Source organism: Latilactobacillus graminis DSM 20719 (assembly GCF_001436415.1).
GTDB lineage: Bacteria > Bacillota > Bacilli > Lactobacillales > Lactobacillaceae > Latilactobacillus > Latilactobacillus graminis.
Genome location: NZ_AYZB01000035.1, coordinates 78,398 through 97,300 on the forward strand (window position 1 = coordinate 78,398; position 18,903 = coordinate 97,300).

The 18,903-nt window shown below is 40.7% G+C and carries 19 protein-coding genes and 1 other annotated feature; of the genes, 1 reads left to right on the plus strand and 18 read right to left on the minus strand.

Annotated elements, in window-relative coordinates; translation table 11 throughout:
* Positions 1 to 9: 9 nt before the first annotated feature.
* The 6 genes from FC90_RS05445 to hisS all read right to left on the minus strand — a co-directional run bounded on the left by FC90_RS05445 (position 10) and on the right by hisS (position 6,250).
* Positions 10 to 1,875 (minus strand): DUF2207 domain-containing protein, encoded by a 1,866-nt coding sequence (locus FC90_RS05445; protein ID WP_057908258.1) that lies wholly within the window; start codon positions 1,873 to 1,875, stop codon positions 10 to 12.
* The gene (locus FC90_RS05450) at positions 1,872 to 2,774 is read right to left on the minus strand and encodes a deoxyribonuclease IV (RefSeq protein WP_057908259.1); all 903 of its coding nucleotides are present in this window, start codon (positions 2,772 to 2,774) and stop codon (positions 1,872 to 1,874) included. The genes FC90_RS05445 and FC90_RS05450 overlap by 4 nt, the downstream gene beginning before the upstream one ends.
* Before the next feature lie 120 nt (positions 2,775 to 2,894).
* Positions 2,895 to 3,743, minus strand: a complete 849-nt coding sequence (locus FC90_RS05455; RefSeq protein WP_192937883.1) for a YitT family protein — start codon at positions 3,741 to 3,743, stop codon at positions 2,895 to 2,897.
* 107 nt (positions 3,744 to 3,850) lie between these two features.
* Positions 3,851 to 4,369 carry a peptide-methionine (S)-S-oxide reductase MsrA gene (gene msrA / locus FC90_RS05460; RefSeq protein WP_057908261.1) on the minus strand — a complete coding sequence of 173 codons (519 nt, stop codon included), beginning with the start codon at positions 4,367 to 4,369 and terminating at the stop codon, positions 3,851 to 3,853.
* Complete coding sequence (gene msrB / locus FC90_RS05465; protein WP_057908262.1) at positions 4,369 to 4,806, minus strand: peptide-methionine (R)-S-oxide reductase MsrB; 438 nt, start codon at positions 4,804 to 4,806, stop codon at positions 4,369 to 4,371. The genes msrA and msrB overlap by 1 nt, the downstream gene beginning before the upstream one ends.
* Positions 4,807 to 4,957: 151 nt before the next feature.
* Complete coding sequence (hisS, locus tag FC90_RS05470; protein ID WP_057908263.1) at positions 4,958 to 6,250, minus strand: histidine--tRNA ligase; 1,293 nt, start codon at positions 6,248 to 6,250, stop codon at positions 4,958 to 4,960.
* 377 nt (positions 6,251 to 6,627) lie between these two features.
* Here hisS and FC90_RS05475 point away from each other — a divergent pair, with 377 nt between their 5' ends.
* Positions 6,628 to 7,950: an N-acetylmuramoyl-L-alanine amidase family protein gene (locus FC90_RS05475; protein WP_057908264.1), complete on the plus strand. Its 1,323-nt coding sequence runs from the start codon at positions 6,628 to 6,630 to the stop codon at positions 7,948 to 7,950.
* A gap of 47 nt (positions 7,951 to 7,997) precedes the next feature.
* Here FC90_RS05475 and cls read toward each other — a convergent pair whose 3' ends face one another.
* The 12 genes from cls to FC90_RS05535 form a co-directional block, all read right to left on the minus strand.
* Positions 7,998 to 9,428 (minus strand): cardiolipin synthase, encoded by a 1,431-nt coding sequence (gene cls, locus FC90_RS05480; protein WP_057908265.1) that lies wholly within the window; start codon positions 9,426 to 9,428, stop codon positions 7,998 to 8,000.
* 12 nt (positions 9,429 to 9,440) lie between these two features.
* Positions 9,441 to 10,244, minus strand: coding sequence for an amino acid ABC transporter substrate-binding protein (locus FC90_RS05485; RefSeq protein WP_057908466.1), 804 nt, complete (start codon positions 10,242 to 10,244; stop codon positions 9,441 to 9,443).
* Complete coding sequence (locus tag FC90_RS05490; protein WP_057908266.1) at positions 10,234 to 10,887, minus strand: amino acid ABC transporter ATP-binding protein; 654 nt, start codon at positions 10,885 to 10,887, stop codon at positions 10,234 to 10,236. Before FC90_RS05490 ends, FC90_RS05485 begins: the two co-directional genes overlap by 11 nt.
* Positions 10,888 to 10,899: 12 nt before the next feature.
* Positions 10,900 to 11,544, minus strand: coding sequence for an amino acid ABC transporter permease (locus tag FC90_RS05495; RefSeq protein WP_083482015.1), 645 nt, complete (start codon positions 11,542 to 11,544; stop codon positions 10,900 to 10,902).
* 157 nt (positions 11,545 to 11,701) lie between these two features.
* Positions 11,702 to 11,919: a binding site (T-box leader), on the minus strand.
* Between the two features lie 50 nt (positions 11,920 to 11,969).
* On the minus strand, positions 11,970 to 12,764 hold the full coding sequence (gene minD, locus FC90_RS05500) for a septum site-determining protein MinD (protein WP_057908267.1): 795 nt from the start codon (positions 12,762 to 12,764) through the stop codon (positions 11,970 to 11,972).
* 2 nt (positions 12,765 to 12,766) lie between these two features.
* Entirely contained in the window at positions 12,767 to 13,438 is a 672-nt protein-coding gene (locus FC90_RS05505; protein ID WP_057908268.1) for a septum site-determining protein MinC, read from the minus strand.
* A gap of 16 nt (positions 13,439 to 13,454) precedes the next feature.
* The gene (gene mreD / locus FC90_RS05510; protein WP_057908269.1) at positions 13,455 to 13,985 is read right to left on the minus strand and encodes a rod shape-determining protein MreD; all 531 of its coding nucleotides are present in this window, start codon (positions 13,983 to 13,985) and stop codon (positions 13,455 to 13,457) included.
* Positions 13,986 to 13,987: 2 nt separating this feature from the next.
* Positions 13,988 to 14,848, minus strand: a complete 861-nt coding sequence (mreC, locus tag FC90_RS05515; RefSeq protein WP_057908270.1) for a rod shape-determining protein MreC — start codon at positions 14,846 to 14,848, stop codon at positions 13,988 to 13,990.
* A gap of 155 nt (positions 14,849 to 15,003) precedes the next feature.
* Positions 15,004 to 16,008, minus strand: a complete 1,005-nt coding sequence (locus tag FC90_RS05520; protein ID WP_057908271.1) for a rod shape-determining protein — start codon at positions 16,006 to 16,008, stop codon at positions 15,004 to 15,006.
* A 164-nt stretch (positions 16,009 to 16,172) separates the two neighbouring features.
* Positions 16,173 to 16,847: a RadC family protein gene (radC, locus tag FC90_RS05525; protein ID WP_057908272.1), complete on the minus strand. Its 675-nt coding sequence runs from the start codon at positions 16,845 to 16,847 to the stop codon at positions 16,173 to 16,175.
* Positions 16,848 to 16,919: 72 nt separating this feature from the next.
* Positions 16,920 to 17,570, minus strand: coding sequence for an HAD family hydrolase (locus FC90_RS05530; RefSeq protein WP_057908273.1), 651 nt, complete (start codon positions 17,568 to 17,570; stop codon positions 16,920 to 16,922).
* A complete protein-coding gene (locus FC90_RS05535) occupies positions 17,571 to 18,875 on the minus strand; it encodes a bifunctional folylpolyglutamate synthase/dihydrofolate synthase (RefSeq protein WP_057908274.1) in 1,305 nt (434 codons plus the stop codon).
* Positions 18,876 to 18,903 lie beyond the last annotated feature (28 nt).

The window sequence follows — 18,903 nt, forward strand, 5'->3', positions numbered from 1 at the left end:
CGATAGTCACTAGAAGGTCCCACCACCGGAGCCACCACCAAAGCCACCCGATGAACCCCCAGAAAAGCCACCGGAACCTCCGCTGACGCTCGTAGGATTGGCAGTATTCACTGCACTAGTAACACTATCATTGAGTGTAGTGGTAAAGGATTGGCCAATATTAAGCCCCCCTGAATACCCATAAAAATAGTAATAGCCAAGGGGCATCGTTTGCAATTGTTCTGGCGTCAGATGCACTTTTAAAGCCTTGACTACTTTATCAGCAATCCCAAAGGCGGTCGCATAGCTCAAATAACGATCCCATAATAAAACATCAGGGACATCAGCCATGTCTAAAGTTGAAATATCTTTTAACATTTGCTTAAAGCCCTGCCATTCGCCCCGTTTTTCATAGCCCAATTGCGTCCATAGTTGTAAATTAAATCTGCGCCAGACGGTTAAAATGAAGACAATCAACATTGGCAGCAATGTCCACCAAGCAACTAGTTTAATCAAAGCGCCAAAAATAAATATTAAGATAAGTGTCCCAAGACCGATTAACCAATAATTCAAACTGGTCATTAATTCACTAATGTTTTCGCACAACCAACCACTACGTTTAGATTCGGTTTCGACCGCTACTTGCCAGGCATGATAATGTTGGTTAAATAGCTTGGCACTGTGCTGCTTAGGATATTTTTCAATTTCAAGCAGGCTCACATGCTGTTCATCACCAATCACATCAAATAGCCAACTGACAAGCTTTTGCTCTGAATAAGTCAATTGATTTCGATTGATGAGCGTTAATGAGAATTGTGGTGTTTTTTTATGGAACAATTCTTTCCGCGATTCTTGAACAGCAATAGTCAGATTCTTCCGAGCAACAAGATCTAGAATTGTTGCAGATAAGCTCTCCACTCCAGCGGTCTCCATCATCGGTAAGGCCAATAACTGACGCACAATTGCAGGTCCATTTTCATCCGGTAAATCATAGACATGTTCAGGTGCTTGTCCGGTATAAGCAACTATCGGTAATGCTTTGCGGACTTTACGTAAAATAAATAAGAAAAGTATGGGGGCTAAAATCACTGCTGTTGCTGATAAAAACCAATAACGTTGTTGCTGTGCTTTACGTTTTTGATTGGCTTGTTGTGCCAAACGGGCTTCTTGTTTGATGACGGCTGCCCGACGTGGTTTATCAATTTTATTTTGATTTTCAGCAGTTACTGCCGTTGGAAAAATAATATGACTTTCGACAAATTGGTTTGCTGGACTATTAACCAGTTTAATTGTCACCCGTCCTTTAGCAGGCTCAACGACTTGTTGTCCATCTAAATTGCCATGCGTCCATGATTTGAGTTCTGATTTTTTTAATTTAGTGGGTAGCTGAATGACTACTTGGACGTTTTGCAAATCGCTATTCCATGCATCACCAATCACTTTCCAGTTTAATTCTGCTGTATCACGATAATTAATAATTAGGTTCTGTAACTGATATTTCAACGTTACTGCTAATTGATCGCCATCTTGGGCAGATTGATACAGCTTAAATCGGTAATTTTGCCGCGCATTAGTCAAGCTATAGGTATCTTCTACACCTGATTTACTTCGACTTAGCGGATGGTCATTAACTACAACTTGCGGATTGACCAATTTTTTTGGCAGCCCGACATTCGTCTGGAGATTCTGGTTGAGATAAACCCCATGAATATCATCTTGGATGTCAAACACCGTTTTTTGTTCAACCTGAGCACTCCCATTAGCTTGTATATCAACGTTTACCAGATAACGACTGATGTCATAGGTATCGGTAGCATAGACAGGTCGACTGAAAATAATTGCGCAAAGGGCGGTTATTAAAATAACAGCGCCAAACTTTACTGGTTTCAAGTTCATAACTGACCTTCATTCTCTTCAATCTTGGTTAATAGATTGGGGTCGAATTGGCCTGCTCTAAGCATTGTGATTTCATACGCATATGGTGCAAAATTATGTTTCTTATCTTCACCAACATAAGGGGTTTCAAGAATTTTGGGAATCCTAATCAATTGCTCATGACGCAAAACGTAATTTAACGCATCAAACCCAATCTCGCCAAAGCCAATATTGGCATGGCGATCTTTGTGTGTCCCTTGCAGATTCTTAGAATCATTTAAATGAATGACCTTCAAACGGTCTAACCCGATGATATGATCAAATTCGTTCAAAACACCATCAAAATCTTCACGGATATTATAACCTGCATCGCTTGTATGACATGTGTCAAAGGTCACCGACAGTTTTTCATTATGCGTAACACCAGCGATTATCCGCGCAATTTCTTCGAATGAACGCCCTATTTCGGTTCCTTTTCCAGCCATTGTTTCTAGTGCAATTTGGACTGTTTGATCTGAGCGCAAAATTTCGTTTAGTCCTTTAATAATTTGTAGAATGCCAGCATCTGCTCCCGCGCCAACATGCGCGCCTGGATGCAAGACAATCTGAGTGGCTCCTAGTGCTTCTGCTCGGAGGACCTCTTCTTGTAAAAAGGAAATAGCAAACTTGAAGTTTTCTGGCTTCACCGTATTTCCTAAGTTAACAATGTATGGCGCATGAACAACAATTGGACCTAATTTGTGTGCAGCAATATAGGGCCGAGCTGCTTCAATATTCAATTCAGCAATCGGTTTTCGCCGGGTATTTTGTGGTGCACCAGTGTAAATCATAAAGGTATTTGCTCCAAAATTAACAGCACTTTCTGCTGATCCTAAAAGCATCCCCTGCCCCTTCATACTAACATGACTTCCTAATATCATCCCGTTACCTCCAAACACTTTGTTAACTCGATTGTCACAGAAACTGTGCCAAAAAGCAAGGAGCAATCTAGCCGACAAAAAAGCCACTGTCCAACTGAACAGCAGCTTTAAAATAAGATATTATTTAATCTTTGGCTCATAGAAGTGGCCTAGAATTTTAAGTGATTCGGTCATGCTAACAAACGCATGATCGTCAGCTGCCTTCATAACCATTTCCAAATCGTGCATTTCAAATCGTGAAATAACGGTAAATAACATTGTTTTTTCTTCGCGGTTATAGGCCCCTTCAACGTCATGGACGATTGTAATCCCACGACGCATTTCATCTTGAATCATCTGAATCACGACTTTCGGCTGGTCGGTAATAATCATAACTTGTAATTTTTGTTGCCGTGTATAAACCATGTCAATGACTTTCCCATTGATAAAGATGCTCAAGATACTGTAGAGTGCATGTTCCCATCCAAACAGAAAGCCAGCTGCAAAAACCAGTGCTACGTTGAACATGATATTAATCGAACCAACCGAACGGCCGGTTTTTTTACGCAAGACAATTCCAATAATATCTAAACCACCAGTCGAGATATCATTTTTCAAAGCTGTTCCAGTTCCAAACCCGTTAATAACGGCCCCAAAAATGGCACAGATGATTGGGTTAGTCGTCAATTGAGTAATCGGCATAATTTGCACCATAATACTTGAAAAAACAACCGCAATAAAGGTGTAAATGGTAAAATGATGACCAATTTTAAACCAGGCAAGAATAAATAACGGTACGTTTAACACGAATAACATCAACGACGTTGACAAAGGAAACGGTAAAAATGGCATAAATTTAGACGTTACCGTATGAATAAATTGCGCAAATCCAGTAATTCCAGAGGCGTAAACGCCACCTTCTTCCCAGAAAAAGTTCAACGCAATTGACACACAAATTCCGTATAAAATGGCTGCCGAAATCTTCGCCATATTTTGATGTTTCCGAGCTAAATCATCCAATTGAATATCACACCTGTTCACTTTTGATGTCTTTCATTCTAGCATACCATTTGTGAATACTAAAGGTTTTCTTGGAATTAATGGGCCCATTTTTCACGAATAAAAGCGCGGCGTGTCCGCTCGACCAATTCAGCTCTGAACGGTTCTTTTTTATAAAAATCTTGATGGTATTCTTCGGCTGGATAAAATGGTTGGGCGGTCTCAATTCGTGTGACAATCGGTTCATTGAAGCGGCCACTATTGATTAATGCTTGTTTCGAAGTTTCCGCAATTGCGCGTTGCTCAGGTGAATTCACAAAAATCACTGGGCGATAACTATCGCCGCGGTCTTGAAACTGGCCCATCGCATCGGTTGGATCCGTTTGTCGCCAATAAATTTCAACTAAATCCGCGTAAGAAATAATCGCAGGGTCAAATGTAATCGCAACCGCTTCAGTGTGCCCCGTCATATGCGTACAAACTGCCGCATAAGTTGGATTAGGGACATGCCCACCTGTGTAACCAGAAACAACCTTGATAATCCCTGGTTGTTGATCGAACGGGTGCACCATGCACCAAAAACATCCGCCAGCAAAAATTGCTGTGTCATTTGCCATTATTGTGTCCCCTCTTCAAATAGGCTTAGATATTGACCGTAACCTTCGTTTTCAAGTTGTTCAACTGGAATGAACTTTAAAGCAGCCGAATTAATACAATAGCGTAATCCACCAGCTTCTTGTGGGCCATCATTAAAGACATGGCCTAAGTGCGAGTTAGCTTCTTGACTACGGACTTCAGTACGTTCCATTCCATAAGATTGATCCCGACGTTCCGTCAAAGGCGCAATTGGCTTAGTAAAAGATGGCCAGCCACAGCCGGCATCATATTTATCTAACGAACTAAACAACGGTTCATGACTCACAACATCCACGTAGATTCCCTGCTCATCAAAAGCATCATACTTACCGGTAAATGGCGCTTCCGTTGCATTTTGTTGGGTTATTGCATATTCTTCTGTCGTTAACCGTTGTTCTAAATCATCTGTCATATCCATCACTCCTTCGTGCTTATCATTATAAGCAGATCCAATCAAATAGCGATCAATATGCTCAAAAAAGGGGGTGGGGTGATGCAGGCCGCCCCCCTGACGAGTCCCTTAACATAAAAAATGCCACCAAATTAACTTTGGTGGCATCTCATACTTGTTAATTCATATTTAATTGTTGTTGCACTGCCTTGAAGTCCGTATAAACTTGTGCAAGCGGCACCGTAATTTCGATACCACTCATCATATCCTTAACGTGGGCAGTTTGATCAGCCAATTCTGATTCGCCAATCGTAACCACGATTTGGGCATTCATTTTATTAGCGGTCTTAAATTGTGCTTTGGGTTTACGATCGAGATAATCACGCTCTGCACTTAACCCGGCATCACGAATACTTTCGATAATTTGTAGTGTCGTCGCACTCGTTTGAGCCCCGATGCCCACCACATAAACGTCGAGTTTTGGTTCTGGCACCAAAGCTTCGTTTTGGGCATTCATCAATAACAATAACCGTTCAACCCCTAAGCCAAAACCAACACCCGGCATGTCAGGACCACCAAGTTGTTCAACTAAGCCATTATAACGGCCACCGGCCAAGACAGTTGTATAGCCGTGGCCCAACACCTTATTGTTTGTCATGATTTCAAAGATAGTATGATTATAGTAATCAAGTCCACGCACCATTTCAGTATCCACTTCATATGGGATATGTAACGTTTCCAGTAAGTGCTTAACTGTTTCAAAATGCGCGGTTGCTTCTGGTGTTAAATAATCCAAAATAACAGGTGCATCCTTCACAATTTCTTGGTCCTTAGCATCTTTACTATCCAAGACACGTAAGGGATTCTTATGCAAACGGACTTTTGAATCATCACTCAGTTCTTCAAAATGTGGTTCAAGATAGCTCACAAGTGCTTCATGATAAGCTGCGCGACTTGCTGCATCCCCTAAGGTATTGATAGCAAGTTTTAAATCCGTAATATGACATTCGCGTAATAAACGCATCGCCATACTGATAACTTCAACATCAGCCGCAGGGCTCTCAGAACCAAATGCTTCAACGCCGATTTGGTGGAATTGTCGCTGACGCCCTGATTGTGGCCGTTCATAACGAAACATGGGCCCCATGTAGTACACCTTGTAAGGCTTTTGATATTCGGGCCCATAGAGTTTATTTTCTACGAACGCCCGAACCACACCTGCTGTTCCTTCAGGACGCAGTGCGATATGCCGATCACCTTTATCCATGAAATCGTACATTTCTTTGCTGACAATATCAGATGTATCGCCGGAACTCCGTGCAAAAACAGCGTAGCTTTCAAATAATGGGGTTCTGATTTCATTGAATTGATAACGGGCAAAAACGTCACGCGCCGTTTTTTCCACTAATTGCCACTGGCTTGAATCACCAGGTAAAATATCCGCAGTGCCTTTTGGCTTTTGATAGCCCATGTTTGTTCCTCCTAATCGATACCAAATAAAAAACACCCTGTCGTTGAACAAGGGTGCTTAAACGCACGGTACCACCTTAATTTTGCTTAATTATAACGTTGTTACCAACGGCGTGCGCCCACACTGATCTCAAAAGTAGCTTCGCCGTACCGTTGATTTCTTGCAGCTATGAAATCATCTCTGTCTAAGGGGTTAGCCTTTACTTTATTATTGATCAACAGCTATTCTTGTTGTAAACAAGATTACCGTTATTCCCATCAAAAGTCAATTAATCTTGATTTTTTTGTAACTTTTTCACTGAAGCATTTTAGAAATTTAAGTTTTTTGCTATAATTAACATTATGAATTACTAAAACATAACAAAGGTGTTGATAAAAATGCAAAAACCTTTGCACTGGTTTAAACATTATCCAGTTGTTATCTTATTAGGACTACTTGTTATTGTAGGGTTATTTGCGACGCACGCACTCGCCGCTTATCAACAAATTACAATTAAAGCAAACGTCGTCAACGTTCGTCAAGGTCCTGGTTTATCTTACGATGTCATGAGTCAGGCTAATAAAGGCGAAACAATGAACGTCATTGCACAGAAAAATAATTGGTATCAAGTTCGCTTAAGTGGTGATAAAATCGGCTGGGTTGCCAGTTGGTTGGTTAATAATACTGAAGTTAGTGCTACTTCCAACCGGGTCGCCAAAGTCACCAACAGTTTTGCAAATGTCCGCCAAAGTAGCACTGTTGATAGTCAATTACTTGGCCGACTCAATCAAGGTGATGCAATTACCGTCTTGTATCAACAAAACGGCTGGAGTCAAATTAAGTATAACTCAGCTGTCGGTTGGGTCCGAAGTGACTTAATTAATCTTTCTAATCAAGCACCCACTACAGTTCAAAAGACGTCGGATAATCAAGCTAATTCCGACACGCAAAATGTCGCCATCAAGTCGGTCACAACGCAACTTGATAATACAAAATTACGCGTTGGTCCCAACACCGCTTATCAATATACACAGACATATCCAGCTAACACAAAACTGAGCTACATCAGTAAGCGTGGGTCATGGTACCAGGTTAAGGATACCGATGGTAATTCTGGCTATGTTGCCAGTTGGGTCGTCACACCATCTGAAAAAAATGAAGTCGTTAAAACCAATGCCACATCACTTTCCGAAGCCACTATCGTATTAGATGCTGGCCACGGGGGCCGCGACGTCGGTGCGCTTTCTACTCAATCTAAGTATGAAAAAAATTACACACTGGCCACCGTTGAGGCAGTCGCTAAGAAATTGAAAGCTGCAGGGGCCAATGTTGTCTTAACCCGTTCAAATGATACATTCGTGGGGTTAGCACCTCGACCTGCCGTTGCCAATCAGCTGAAAGCCGATGCCTTCATTAGTATCCATTTTGACTCAAGTAACGAAGCTAATGAAGCTTCTGGAACGACCACTTATTACTATTCCAAGAATAAGGATATTGCTTTGGCCAAAGCGATCAATAACCAAACACAGGCACTACCACTCAACAATCGTGGTATTGAATATGGTAATTATCAAGTGCTTCGTGACAACCAACGTCCTTCGATCTTACTAGAATTGGGCTATATTAATTCTGATCAAGATTTTAAATTTATTAGCAGCCCTAGCTATCAAACTAAAGTAGCTAACGCAGTCTATAATGGTTTAACCAACTACTTTAAATAACTAACCAAAAGGCCACCCAAATCAGATGATTTGGGTGGCCTTTTGAGTTACATAATTGGTGCAAATAATCGCGCTAAATCCTGTGAAAGCCGTTCTTGGGTACTTTGTTCTTGAATCCGCTGTTTTGTATAGGGTAAACAATTTTTTAAATCAGCTTTAAACGATGCTTCAAGTTCATGGACTAATTGTGCATCATACAAAAAAGCGGTTGTTTCAAAGTTCAATTTAAAACTACGGATATCTAAATTAGCAGTTCCTACTGCAGCTAACTGGTCATCAACTAACATCACCCGGGATTTAAAACCAGTTGATTCAGAAAAATAAATCTGGCCACCCACCTTCACTATTTGTCGGGCATAATACAGGCTCGCATGGTGAATTAATTTATGTTTTGCCCGTTGTGGCATCATGATTTTAACTGTGACACCGGAATTTATTGCCAACATCAAGGCCGCTAAAACGGAATCATCAGGAATGAAATATGGTGTTTGAATCCAAAGGCGCTTTTTAGCAGCGGCAATCATCTTCAAAAAGCCAAGCTTAATTTCATCAAGTTCGCGGTCAGGACCACTGGATACAAGTTGCATACTGGTCTTACCATGTTCATCTAAATCAGGAAAATATTGCGAACTATAATAAATCTTGTCTTGCCGCGTAGCTGCATTCCAGTCCATGAAAAAACGCGCTTGAAACGATAACACACCATCGCCTGTGACTCGAATTCGCGTATCTCGTGCTGGCAGATTAACATTATGATTATTCTGATTAAAATCTCCAAGATAAGCGATATTACCATCAATAATCGCAAATTGACGATGATTACGAAAATTGAACCGTAAATTGAAAAAACGAAATCGAGAACTAAAAAACGGGACGACTTGCCCGCCTGCCACCTCTAATGGTTTAAAAAAACGATGGGGCAAATGTTGTGAACCAAATGCATCATACATAACCCGGATTTTCACTCCCCGTAAAGCCTTGGAAGCCAATAAATTGATTAGTTGGCGACCATGTTGATTATCATAAAAAGCATAATACTCAAGGTGAATATGATTCTGAGCCTGATTAATATCGGCTAAGAGTTGTTGGTAGGCCGCTTTTAAATCCGTCAGTACGGTAACATTATTCTCTTGAGTCAAAACTGCAGTATTGGAGACCAAAAAAAGATTAATTAAATTTTGAATTTCTGGCGATAATGCGCGTTGATATTTAGCCTGACGTAAAGCGGCTTTTTGGGTTGTCACTAGCGCATCAATGCCAAGCCGTGATTGCGTTTTTAAATCAGTCATATGATCTTCGGGAAGCTTTTTGCCGAAAAAAACATACAAAATAAACCCGATGATTGGTAAAAAAATCAATACTAATAACCAGGCCCAAGTTGCTGCAATATCACGCTGTTGTCGAAACACTGTGATTACAGCTCCAATTGTATTTATAATCCAAATGAATACCATGCTCCATACAATGATCACTGTCATTATTAACTCATCCTATTCTTTAAACCATTTTGCTTGAAGTCTTGCGATTGTCCCATTTTTTTTGAGTTTACGGAAGCGACGATTAATAAATTGACGTAGTTGTTGATCTTGTGGACGCATTCCAACTGCAAATTGTTCCGCTGCAAAGGGACTTTCGATGGTTTGAAAGTTCGTTCCGTTAGGCCGCGTCTTAATCTCAAATTGTGCATAAACTTCATCGATTAACAAGCCCTTAATACGGTGTGCTTGTAAATCAATAAAAGCATTATTATAGTTATCATATAAGATTGGTGCTCGATTAGCAATTCTTTGCTGCAAGCGTTTTGGATGCTTTTCAAGCTGCTCCATACCAGAAGAACCGGTTTGTACCCCAAGGGCTTGTTGATTTAAATCAGCTATTTGATTAATTGGCCGTTTTTTAAGTGAAACTAGCATTTGTCGATTACTTAAATATGGCACGCTAAAAGCTACCCGCTTGGCTCTTTGCATCGTCTTAGAGTAGCCACTCCAAATTAGATCAATGGTTTGGTTGTTTAATTCAGTTTCTTTCATATCCCAATCAATCGACTGAAAATCGACTGTAATATCACGTCCTTTAAATATAGCACGCGCTAAGTCGACATCAAATCCAGTTAATTGACCGGATTTCTTGCGGTACGTCATTGGGACAAAACTATCATCGATGCCGACGACGATTTGATGTCGTTTTTGGATGGTGGCCCATTGATCGGCATGTTGCTTATGTTGAGTACAACCGGTTAAACTAATTACTGCCATATATAAAATACTGATTAATACTATTTTTTTAAGCTTCATCATTTTTTTGAACCTCTTTTGGCTGCAATTCAAAGATTTGATCCGCAATTTGATTGGCAAATTGAATGTCATGAGTAACCACAATTTGTGTCATACCTTGGTTTTTCAAATCCAAAATTAATTGTGCCACATTAGCTACTAACGACGGATCCAAAGCACTTGTCGGTTCATCGTAGCAGAGGATTTCCGGTTGCATTGCCAATGCGCGCGCAATGGCAACTCGTTGACGTTGCCCCCCTGATAATTGGAACGGATAGGCTGCAGTTTGGCCGCTCAAACCTAATTGCTGCAACAATGCTACGCCGGCTATTTTGGCTGCTTTAGCAGTTTGTTTTTTTACCATGATAGGCGCTAAGGTTACGTTTTTAAGGACAGAAAGATGGGGAAACAAACGAAAATCTTGAAAAACAACACCGATTCGTGCTCCTTGCTTTCGGTGACTCGGTTCATAAGGGATACCATTGATGAGAAAGCGACCACTATCCGGATGATCGAGGCCACTCATTAGGCGTAAGAGCGTCGACTTCCCTGCACCACTGGGACCGACAATCGCTAGGATACTACCCGATTCAACTGATAAATTTAAATCAGTCAAAATTGGCCGGCCTTTAAAAGATTGATTAATATTTTCTAACTGAAACATGTTAGCGCCTCCTTAGCGATAATAACGATAATAGCGTTCAAGACGCCGTAATATCCAAGTACACATAGCTGTAAGCAATAGGTAGATAATGCCAACCAATAGCAATGGTAATAAGTTAACATCCCTAGCACTAGCGACGTTGCCAGCACGTAGTAAATCGCCAATTCCGATAACATAGACCAACGATGAATCTTTAATTAAATTAATAACCTCATTACCGACTGACGGTAAAACAATTTTGATTGTTTGCGGTACGATAATTTTTGTGATCGTCTGCGGCGCCGTTAGTCCCAATACTTCAGCCGCTTCTACCTGACCGTTATCAACAGCTTGAAAACCGCCCCGAAATATTTCGGCAAAGTAGGCTGCATAATTCAAAATAAATGCGATCAATGCTGCATCAAACCGATTAAAAACCACTCCCACCACGGGCAAACCATAGAAGACGAAGATTAATTGTAATAATAGTGGTGTTCCCCGCATTAACCAAACGTATAAATTTAAGCCATCATGTAGCGGTTTAAATTTAGCTAACAATCCTAAGCTTAATAATAACCCTAGGGGAATCGCTCCAATAATTGTCAGGCCAAAAACAGCCAATGTCATCCGAGCACCACTGAGTAATGCCGGTAAAATTGATAAACTATAATGAATCATGCTAGACTCCTCTCATTTTGCCAAAATAAAAAGCCCTCTTTATGTTAAAATCACACAAAGAGGGCGAATGTTTCGCGGTACCACCTCAAATTTTGTTCACTTCGCAGCAAACAACTCAGCTAGTTTTAGACCAACAAAAAAAACCTCTGGATTACTCCAAGAGGACGAATTTATCGCGGTGCCACCTCAGTTTAATAAGCTGCTCACACAGCCTAAACTTATGTAGTTTCTAAAACTACAGCGATAACGGGCTAACGGATCATCTTTATTCGATAATCTAACTCACGGCTGTGCCATTAATCTCAAGGACTGATTTGCACCAAGCATCAGCTCTCTGAACCTTAAGAATTAATTTGGGCCGTTCAACGTTTAATATATTGTAACTCATTCTAATGAAAATTTAGCTAAAAGTCAACATTCAATCATTATTTCTTACCAAAAAGTCGTGACCAAAAACCGATTTTTTGTTGCTTGAGAGTCATCAATGGTACAGTTTCACCCAACAAGCGACGTGCAATATTACGGTAACCTTGACTAGCTGGATTCTTGGGATCCAACACGATTGGTTGACCAGCATTGGATGTTTTGATGACCGCATCATCATCAAAAATAATTCCAAGTAATGAAATCGACAGATGCTTCGTAATTTCATCGACATCCATCGTTTCGCCTTCATTCATCATATGTCGCCGAATTCGGTTAATCACTAACCGTGGAGCGATACGCATTTCTTGTTCTTCCAATAAACCAACAACCCGATCAGCATCACTGACTGACGAAATTTCTGGCGTGGCGATTACAATCGCTCCATCAGCACCGGCAATTGCATTTTTAAAGCCGGATTCAATCCCGGCTGGGCAATCGAGAATCACAAAATCAAATTCTTCCTTTAATTCAGCAACAATCGCAGCAACTTCATCTGGAGTTAAAGCATCTTTATCCGCATTTTGAGCCGCTGGCAACAAGTAAAGCAAGTCATCAAAACGCTTGTCTTTAATCAAAGCTTGATGTAATTTAGCTCGACCTTGGGCGACATCCACGATGTCATAGATAATGCGATTGCTCAGGCCTAAGACCACATCCAAATTTCGGAGACCAATATCTAAATCTAATAAGCAAACCTTTTTATCTAAAAGGGCAAGCGCCGTCCCAATATTAGCACTTGACGTTGTCTTACCAACCCCACCTTTACCGGATGTAATAACCAAAGCTGTTCCCATTTTTATTGCTCCTTCATTTTACGATATAATTTTGGATTAATTTGTTTCAAATCCGTTAACTCACCGTAGTCGATAACGTGTAAATCATTAATAAAACTAACGCTTTGCGCCGTAAATAGCGTTTTCTTATGATTGAGAACTTCGACGGCATCTGCAATCCGTAACTGTAAAGCGTGTGACAAGTCACCGACGACAACCGCTTCGGTATTGTCAGGAAAGCCTGCATGAACAATCCCGGCAACCTCTCCCAGGACGAAAATACTGCCCGTTGCTTTTAATGTTGCCCCTTGATGCAAATTACCGACAAATAGGACATCACCGACATAATTCATTTCTTGCCCGCTCCGTAAAACACTTGGCTCAACATGCAGACTATTTTTCTGACGCTCAATTTCAGCTTGCTCAACAGACATAACTTCCGCTTGAATACTGGTCACATTAAATTCTGGGAATTGTTCAAAGACGGCCCCCAGAGCTTGCTTTTGCGCGTCATCTAATAAGCGTCTCCCAGTTGTAAGTTCCAATTCAATCTGGTCGCTACCCAACTGAGGTTGCTCTAAGCGAATCTTATGTAATAATTCTGCTAAGGTCCCCAACGCTTGGTCAAAATCTGCACCCGCATCAATCTTTAACTCGAAACCTTCTTTGTGTCCTCGTAACGTGACTGCATCCATAAAAAAATCAAACCCCTTATCGTTCTGATTTTAATTTTAGCAATAAATATTTTAAAGGCAAATACAAAAAGATAAAAAAAACTAAATTTAATGCAATTGTCGGTGCTAAAACATTACTGATAAATTCGATCGGTGTTATCGTAGCGTAACCGATCAATCGATTCATGATGTAAATCGCACTTTCTAATAATGTCAAACATAAAATGTCAATTAAGCCGATAAAAAATACTGAATCCGGCAAATACTGCTTCAAATAACGAATTGTATAAATAATCAATGGGACAGCAAATGTATACATGCCAATCATCCCAGTATAATACAAATCATATAAAAATCCGATTCCAGTGGCGTACCAAATTAGTTGATGTTCCTCAGGTAACATAAAAACTGTTACGACTAAAACAAGCATAAACAACCGACTAATTAACGTATGATCTGGTGTATATAGCCATTGTTCACCTAAGTGACTGATAGTCCCATCTAAATAAAACGCGACAAGCAGGTAGACTGGTAATAAATAACGACGTTGTAACTGGGGCGCGTTCATTCTTACTCACCTTCAATCGTTCGTTTGATGACTGTCACGACAGTTAGGTTATTTAAATCGGCGGCTGGTGTCACATAAACGGTTAAAGCTAAGCCATAATCATCTTTCTTGACTGCTGCTACTTTACCAAGAAACAGGCCTTTGGGGGTCAAGCCCCCCAGTCCGGAGGTAATGACTTTATCACCTTTGGCAATTGCAGCATCAGTCTTAATCTGACCAAGTTTTAATTGCTTCCGGTCAGCATTGTAACCAGACATAATTCCGTTAACCTGTTTGCCGTCTTTGGTATTGACTACTGCTGCAAAACCGTTACTGCTTTGATCGGTACTTGAAACCAATTCAACTTTTGAATTGGTCTTATTGACTTCAACAATGCGTCCAATGATACCGGATTCCGACATCACTGGCATGTCTTTTTTAAGGCCAGCTAGAGTTCCTTTATTAATCACTAACCCATTTTGCCAATTATCGGGATTACGTGATAAAACCGATGCGTTAACGGTTGTATAGTCGGTTAATGTCCCTTTTAACCCGATTTCTTTTTTCAAACTTGCATTTTCTTCTTTAAGGGTTTGTGTTTGTACTTTAGTTTGCGCTAAATCATCAAGTTGCGCTTTAAGTTCTTTATTTTCTTGATACGTATTAATCAAATCAGTTAGGGCATCCACGCCATGGCCAATTCCATTAGCAGGAATACTGATGACCTGATTCGTAATTCCTGTAACATCATTGCCAAATTGGCGGATGAAACTGGGGTTCTTCTTATTATTCCGTAAACCAACAGACATCGCAATGAAGCCGAGGCAAACGATTAGTATAATTAATAGCATAATTAACTTCTTATTTGAAAAAAACTTTTGCATGGTTTTTGGCCACCATCCATCCTTAATATCGTAAAGATGGGACAAAAACCGGTAATCAGTAGTCCTAGCTAGCAATTGATTCTCAACCTGAATCTGTCACTAATTTAGGTGCTACGTCAACGCTGACCGCTTCTTGTCCCATTTCTACTAAACGATTAATTTTTCTTCATAACATCGATATTCTTTAGTGATTCGCCAGTTCCAATAGCAACACAATCTAATGGATCTTGGGCAATAAAGACGGGTACTTTAGTAGCATCTGAAATAACCTCTGGTAGGTGTTTCAATAATGCGCCACCACCGGTTAAAACAATTCCGTGATCAATCACATCAGCTGCAATTTCTGGTGATGTTTCTTCAAGTGTTTCTTTGATAGCTTCAATAATGGCCGTTACCACTTCCTTAATTGCTTCAGCAATATTGGTGGCCTGAATATCAACAGTCTTCGGTAAACCAGTCACTAAATCACGACCGCGAATGCTCATTGCTTCAATTTCCTTAGCCCGTTCTGGCGATGCTGAAGCAATTTGAAATTTGATCTGTTCAGCAGTTCTTTCACCAATTAATAAATTATTATTTTGTCGGATGTACGAAATAATTGCATCATCAAGCTTATCACCGGCCATTCGGATTGAACGACTTGAAACGATGCCACCTAATGAAATCGTCGCAACGTCGGTTGTTCCACCACCAATATCAACGACCATGCTACCAGTCGGATCCATCACAGGTAGCCCTGCACCAATGGCAGCAGCAAATGGTTCTTCGATGACATAGGCATCACGCGCACCTGCCACTTTAGTTGCATCAATTACGGCGCGCTTTTCAACTTCAGTCACACCACTTGGGACACAAACCATAACAAATGGTTTACTTGCTGAGCGACCTAATGATTTTTCAATAAAATATTTAAGCATGGCAGCCGTTGTATCGTAATCAGCAATCACGCCATCTTTCATGGGACGAATCGCCACAATACTACCGGGTGTCCGGCCAATCATATCACGGGCTTCTGAGCCAACAGCAATCACTTCACCGGTCTGTGTATTTTTAGCGACAACCGAGGGTTCTCTTAAGACAATATCTTTCCCGTCCATATATACGAGTGTGTTTGCGGTACCTAAGTCAATACCGATGTTTTTAGTCCCTAATCCGAACACTATTTTTCTCTCCTTCAGTTACCAAACGTTTTTATAGTCATTTGCATTATATCATAATTTTACGTAATAAAAAACGCAATGTAACTACTATGTTAACGGATTTTCAGAAAATATTAGTCTTCAAACGTAAAATTAATGGATTCTTAAAGAAAGAATATCCATTGTCATTCCACCAAATATCCCTCTTCCCGTAAACTCAGATATTGTTGACTCCCAATAATCAGATGATCTAAGCATGCAATCCCCATAAATTCTCCGCAGGCGATAATCCGTTTTGTAAATGCAATGTCCTGCGTCGACGGGCTCAACTGACCACTCGGATGATTATGGACCAAAATAAATTTTGCTGCTGAATATTGGACTGCCAATTTGAATACTTCTCGCGGATGCGCCACTGAACTATTCAAAGTGCCAATATAAATTTGTTTTGTTTGAATAATTTGATTCTTAACATCTAAAAAAACCGCCAACAATTGCTCTTGGGTTTCACCAGCCAGCGTTTCAAGCATGCGATAGCCAACCATCTGACTGGAAGCAACCACTCCAAAACGTAAAGTGCGTTGTGCTTGCAAGCGGCGACTCATTTCACAAATAGCCTGCAGTTCAACTGCTTTGACTGGTCCAATACCTGATAAAGTTTCTAGTTGTGTTAAACTTGCCTGCTCTAAATCGCGAAAATCAGGGTAGTGAGTTAACAACTTATGTGCGATCTCGGCCACGGAATACTGATGATTGCCTGATCGTAAAATAACAATTGCTAATTGCTCATTCGTCAGGCTTGCAGCGCCGTAACGCATTAATTGTTCTCTTGGTTGTAAGGGCTCTTTGTTGACCATCATCTCGGTTTGCCTCCCATAAAAAACGCGCTTTGCGTCTCAATCGATTTAATTAACTATACGTCAATTAACCGATTATTTTTCTAAATAGGGAATCACTTGTGCTAAATCTGCGACAGTCGCCAACGTTTGTTGCTGAGTGACTTCTGTTGGTGCAATTAGATCCGGGATCATAATAACCGGAATAGCGGCCTGATTAGCGGCCATAACCCCATTGGGAGAATCTTCTAACACTAAAGCATTTGCAGCCGGCAATGCGAGCTTGTCTAAAGCTTTTAAAAAAATTTCTGGATGTGGTTTACCATGAGTCACTTCATCGCCAGCAACTACCTGATCAAAGCGTGCTTGTAAACCCGTACTTTGCATAAAATCATCGACCATACTGCGAAAATTACTGGATGCAATCACCCGATTAATGCCATGGGCATCGCTATAATCAAGTAACGTCACTAGTCCCGGCTTAATCGCCACGCCATCAGTAGCAATAACAGCGGCAACGTTCCGGTATGAACGATCAATAAATTCAGCAGCTGCATCTGCTGATCCCAATTTTTGTTTAAAGTAATTGCGTAAATATGCATCCGTCGTCCCTAAAATAGCCTGATGATCGGCAGGTGTAAAGGCAAATCCCATTTCTTTAGCAGCACGAACATTGGCTTGATAGTAAATTTTTTCTGAATCAACCAATAAGCCATCCATATCAAAAATAATCCCTTTAGTTGTCATTTACTGTGCTCCTTTAAAATATTGCCGAATCGTACTAATTAAGTACAGTGATCCAGTCACAATTAAAATGTCATCGGCTGATACATCAGCCAATAAGTCAGTTAAGGCAAGCGGCCATTCTGGTTCAAATGGAATGCTGGCATCAACTACTGCGTACTGCTTAGCATTCGCGGCACGGGCGTTATCCGGAACAGCCGTTAAAACCAGGCGAGTTGCGATTTTTTTCAAGGGTGGCAACATCTGATCTAAATTTTTATCGCCTAGGGCCCCAAACAGTAGATAGATATCCCGATTTTTAAAATGATGCTGAATAGTCTGCACCAATTGTGCAACGCCTTCCGGATTATGGGCACCATCTAGTACAATTAAGGGTTCATCATTAATTTTTTCAAACCGTCCCGGCCAACTCACGCGATTTAAGCCCCGTTTAATATCGCGAATCGTTAAGGTTTGTTGCGTTAACTGTAAATAGCAACAGAATACTTGCAATGCGACTGCAGTATTTTCAATTTGATAGTCACCCATTAGCGGTATTTGTAGTTGCTTCAACGCGACAGTGTCATTTTGAAAAGTTAGCTGTTGCCCCCAAGATGGTAAGGCTTTAACGGATGACGTCGAAAAATCGCGCCCACTAATCAGCAATGGACTGGTCAACCGTCGAGCGGTATCTTCGACCACTGCTAATGCTGCTGCGGGTAACTGTCCGACCACCACTGGGTGACCTTCTTTAATGATTCCAGCTTTTTGTGTCGCGATTTCAGCAAAGGTCTGACCTAATAATGCTTGATGATCTAAACCAATTGAAGTAATAACTGAAACGAGCGGTGTCAAAACATTGGTCGAATCATATAATCCGCCGATACCAACTTCAATCACGGCAACATCAACGGCCTGTTGTTTAAAATAGAGAAACATCATAGCAGTGATACATTCAAACTCAGTCACTGTGAACTCAGGCTGGCTTTGTTGTAACAGTGCCACAGTCGCCTCAATTTTTTGGGTTATGATCACTAAATCAGTATCACTAATCGGGACTTGGTTAATCGCAATTCGCTCATTAAACCGCATAATAAATGGCGACGTGTAGCGCCCGACTTTTAACCCTAATTCTTCAATTAAGCAACTAACGATTTTAACAACAGATCCTTTGCCGTTAGTCCCAGTTACATGGATAAATTGTTGATTAGCTTGTGGATTCCCAAGTGCTGCCAATAACTGTGTGATGCGATTCAGATTTACCTTTTTATGCAGTCTAGGCCGTGAGTGAATATATGCCAAAGCTGTTTTATAATCTGTAACTGTCATCGTCGATCTCCTTTAAAAAAAGCTGTCT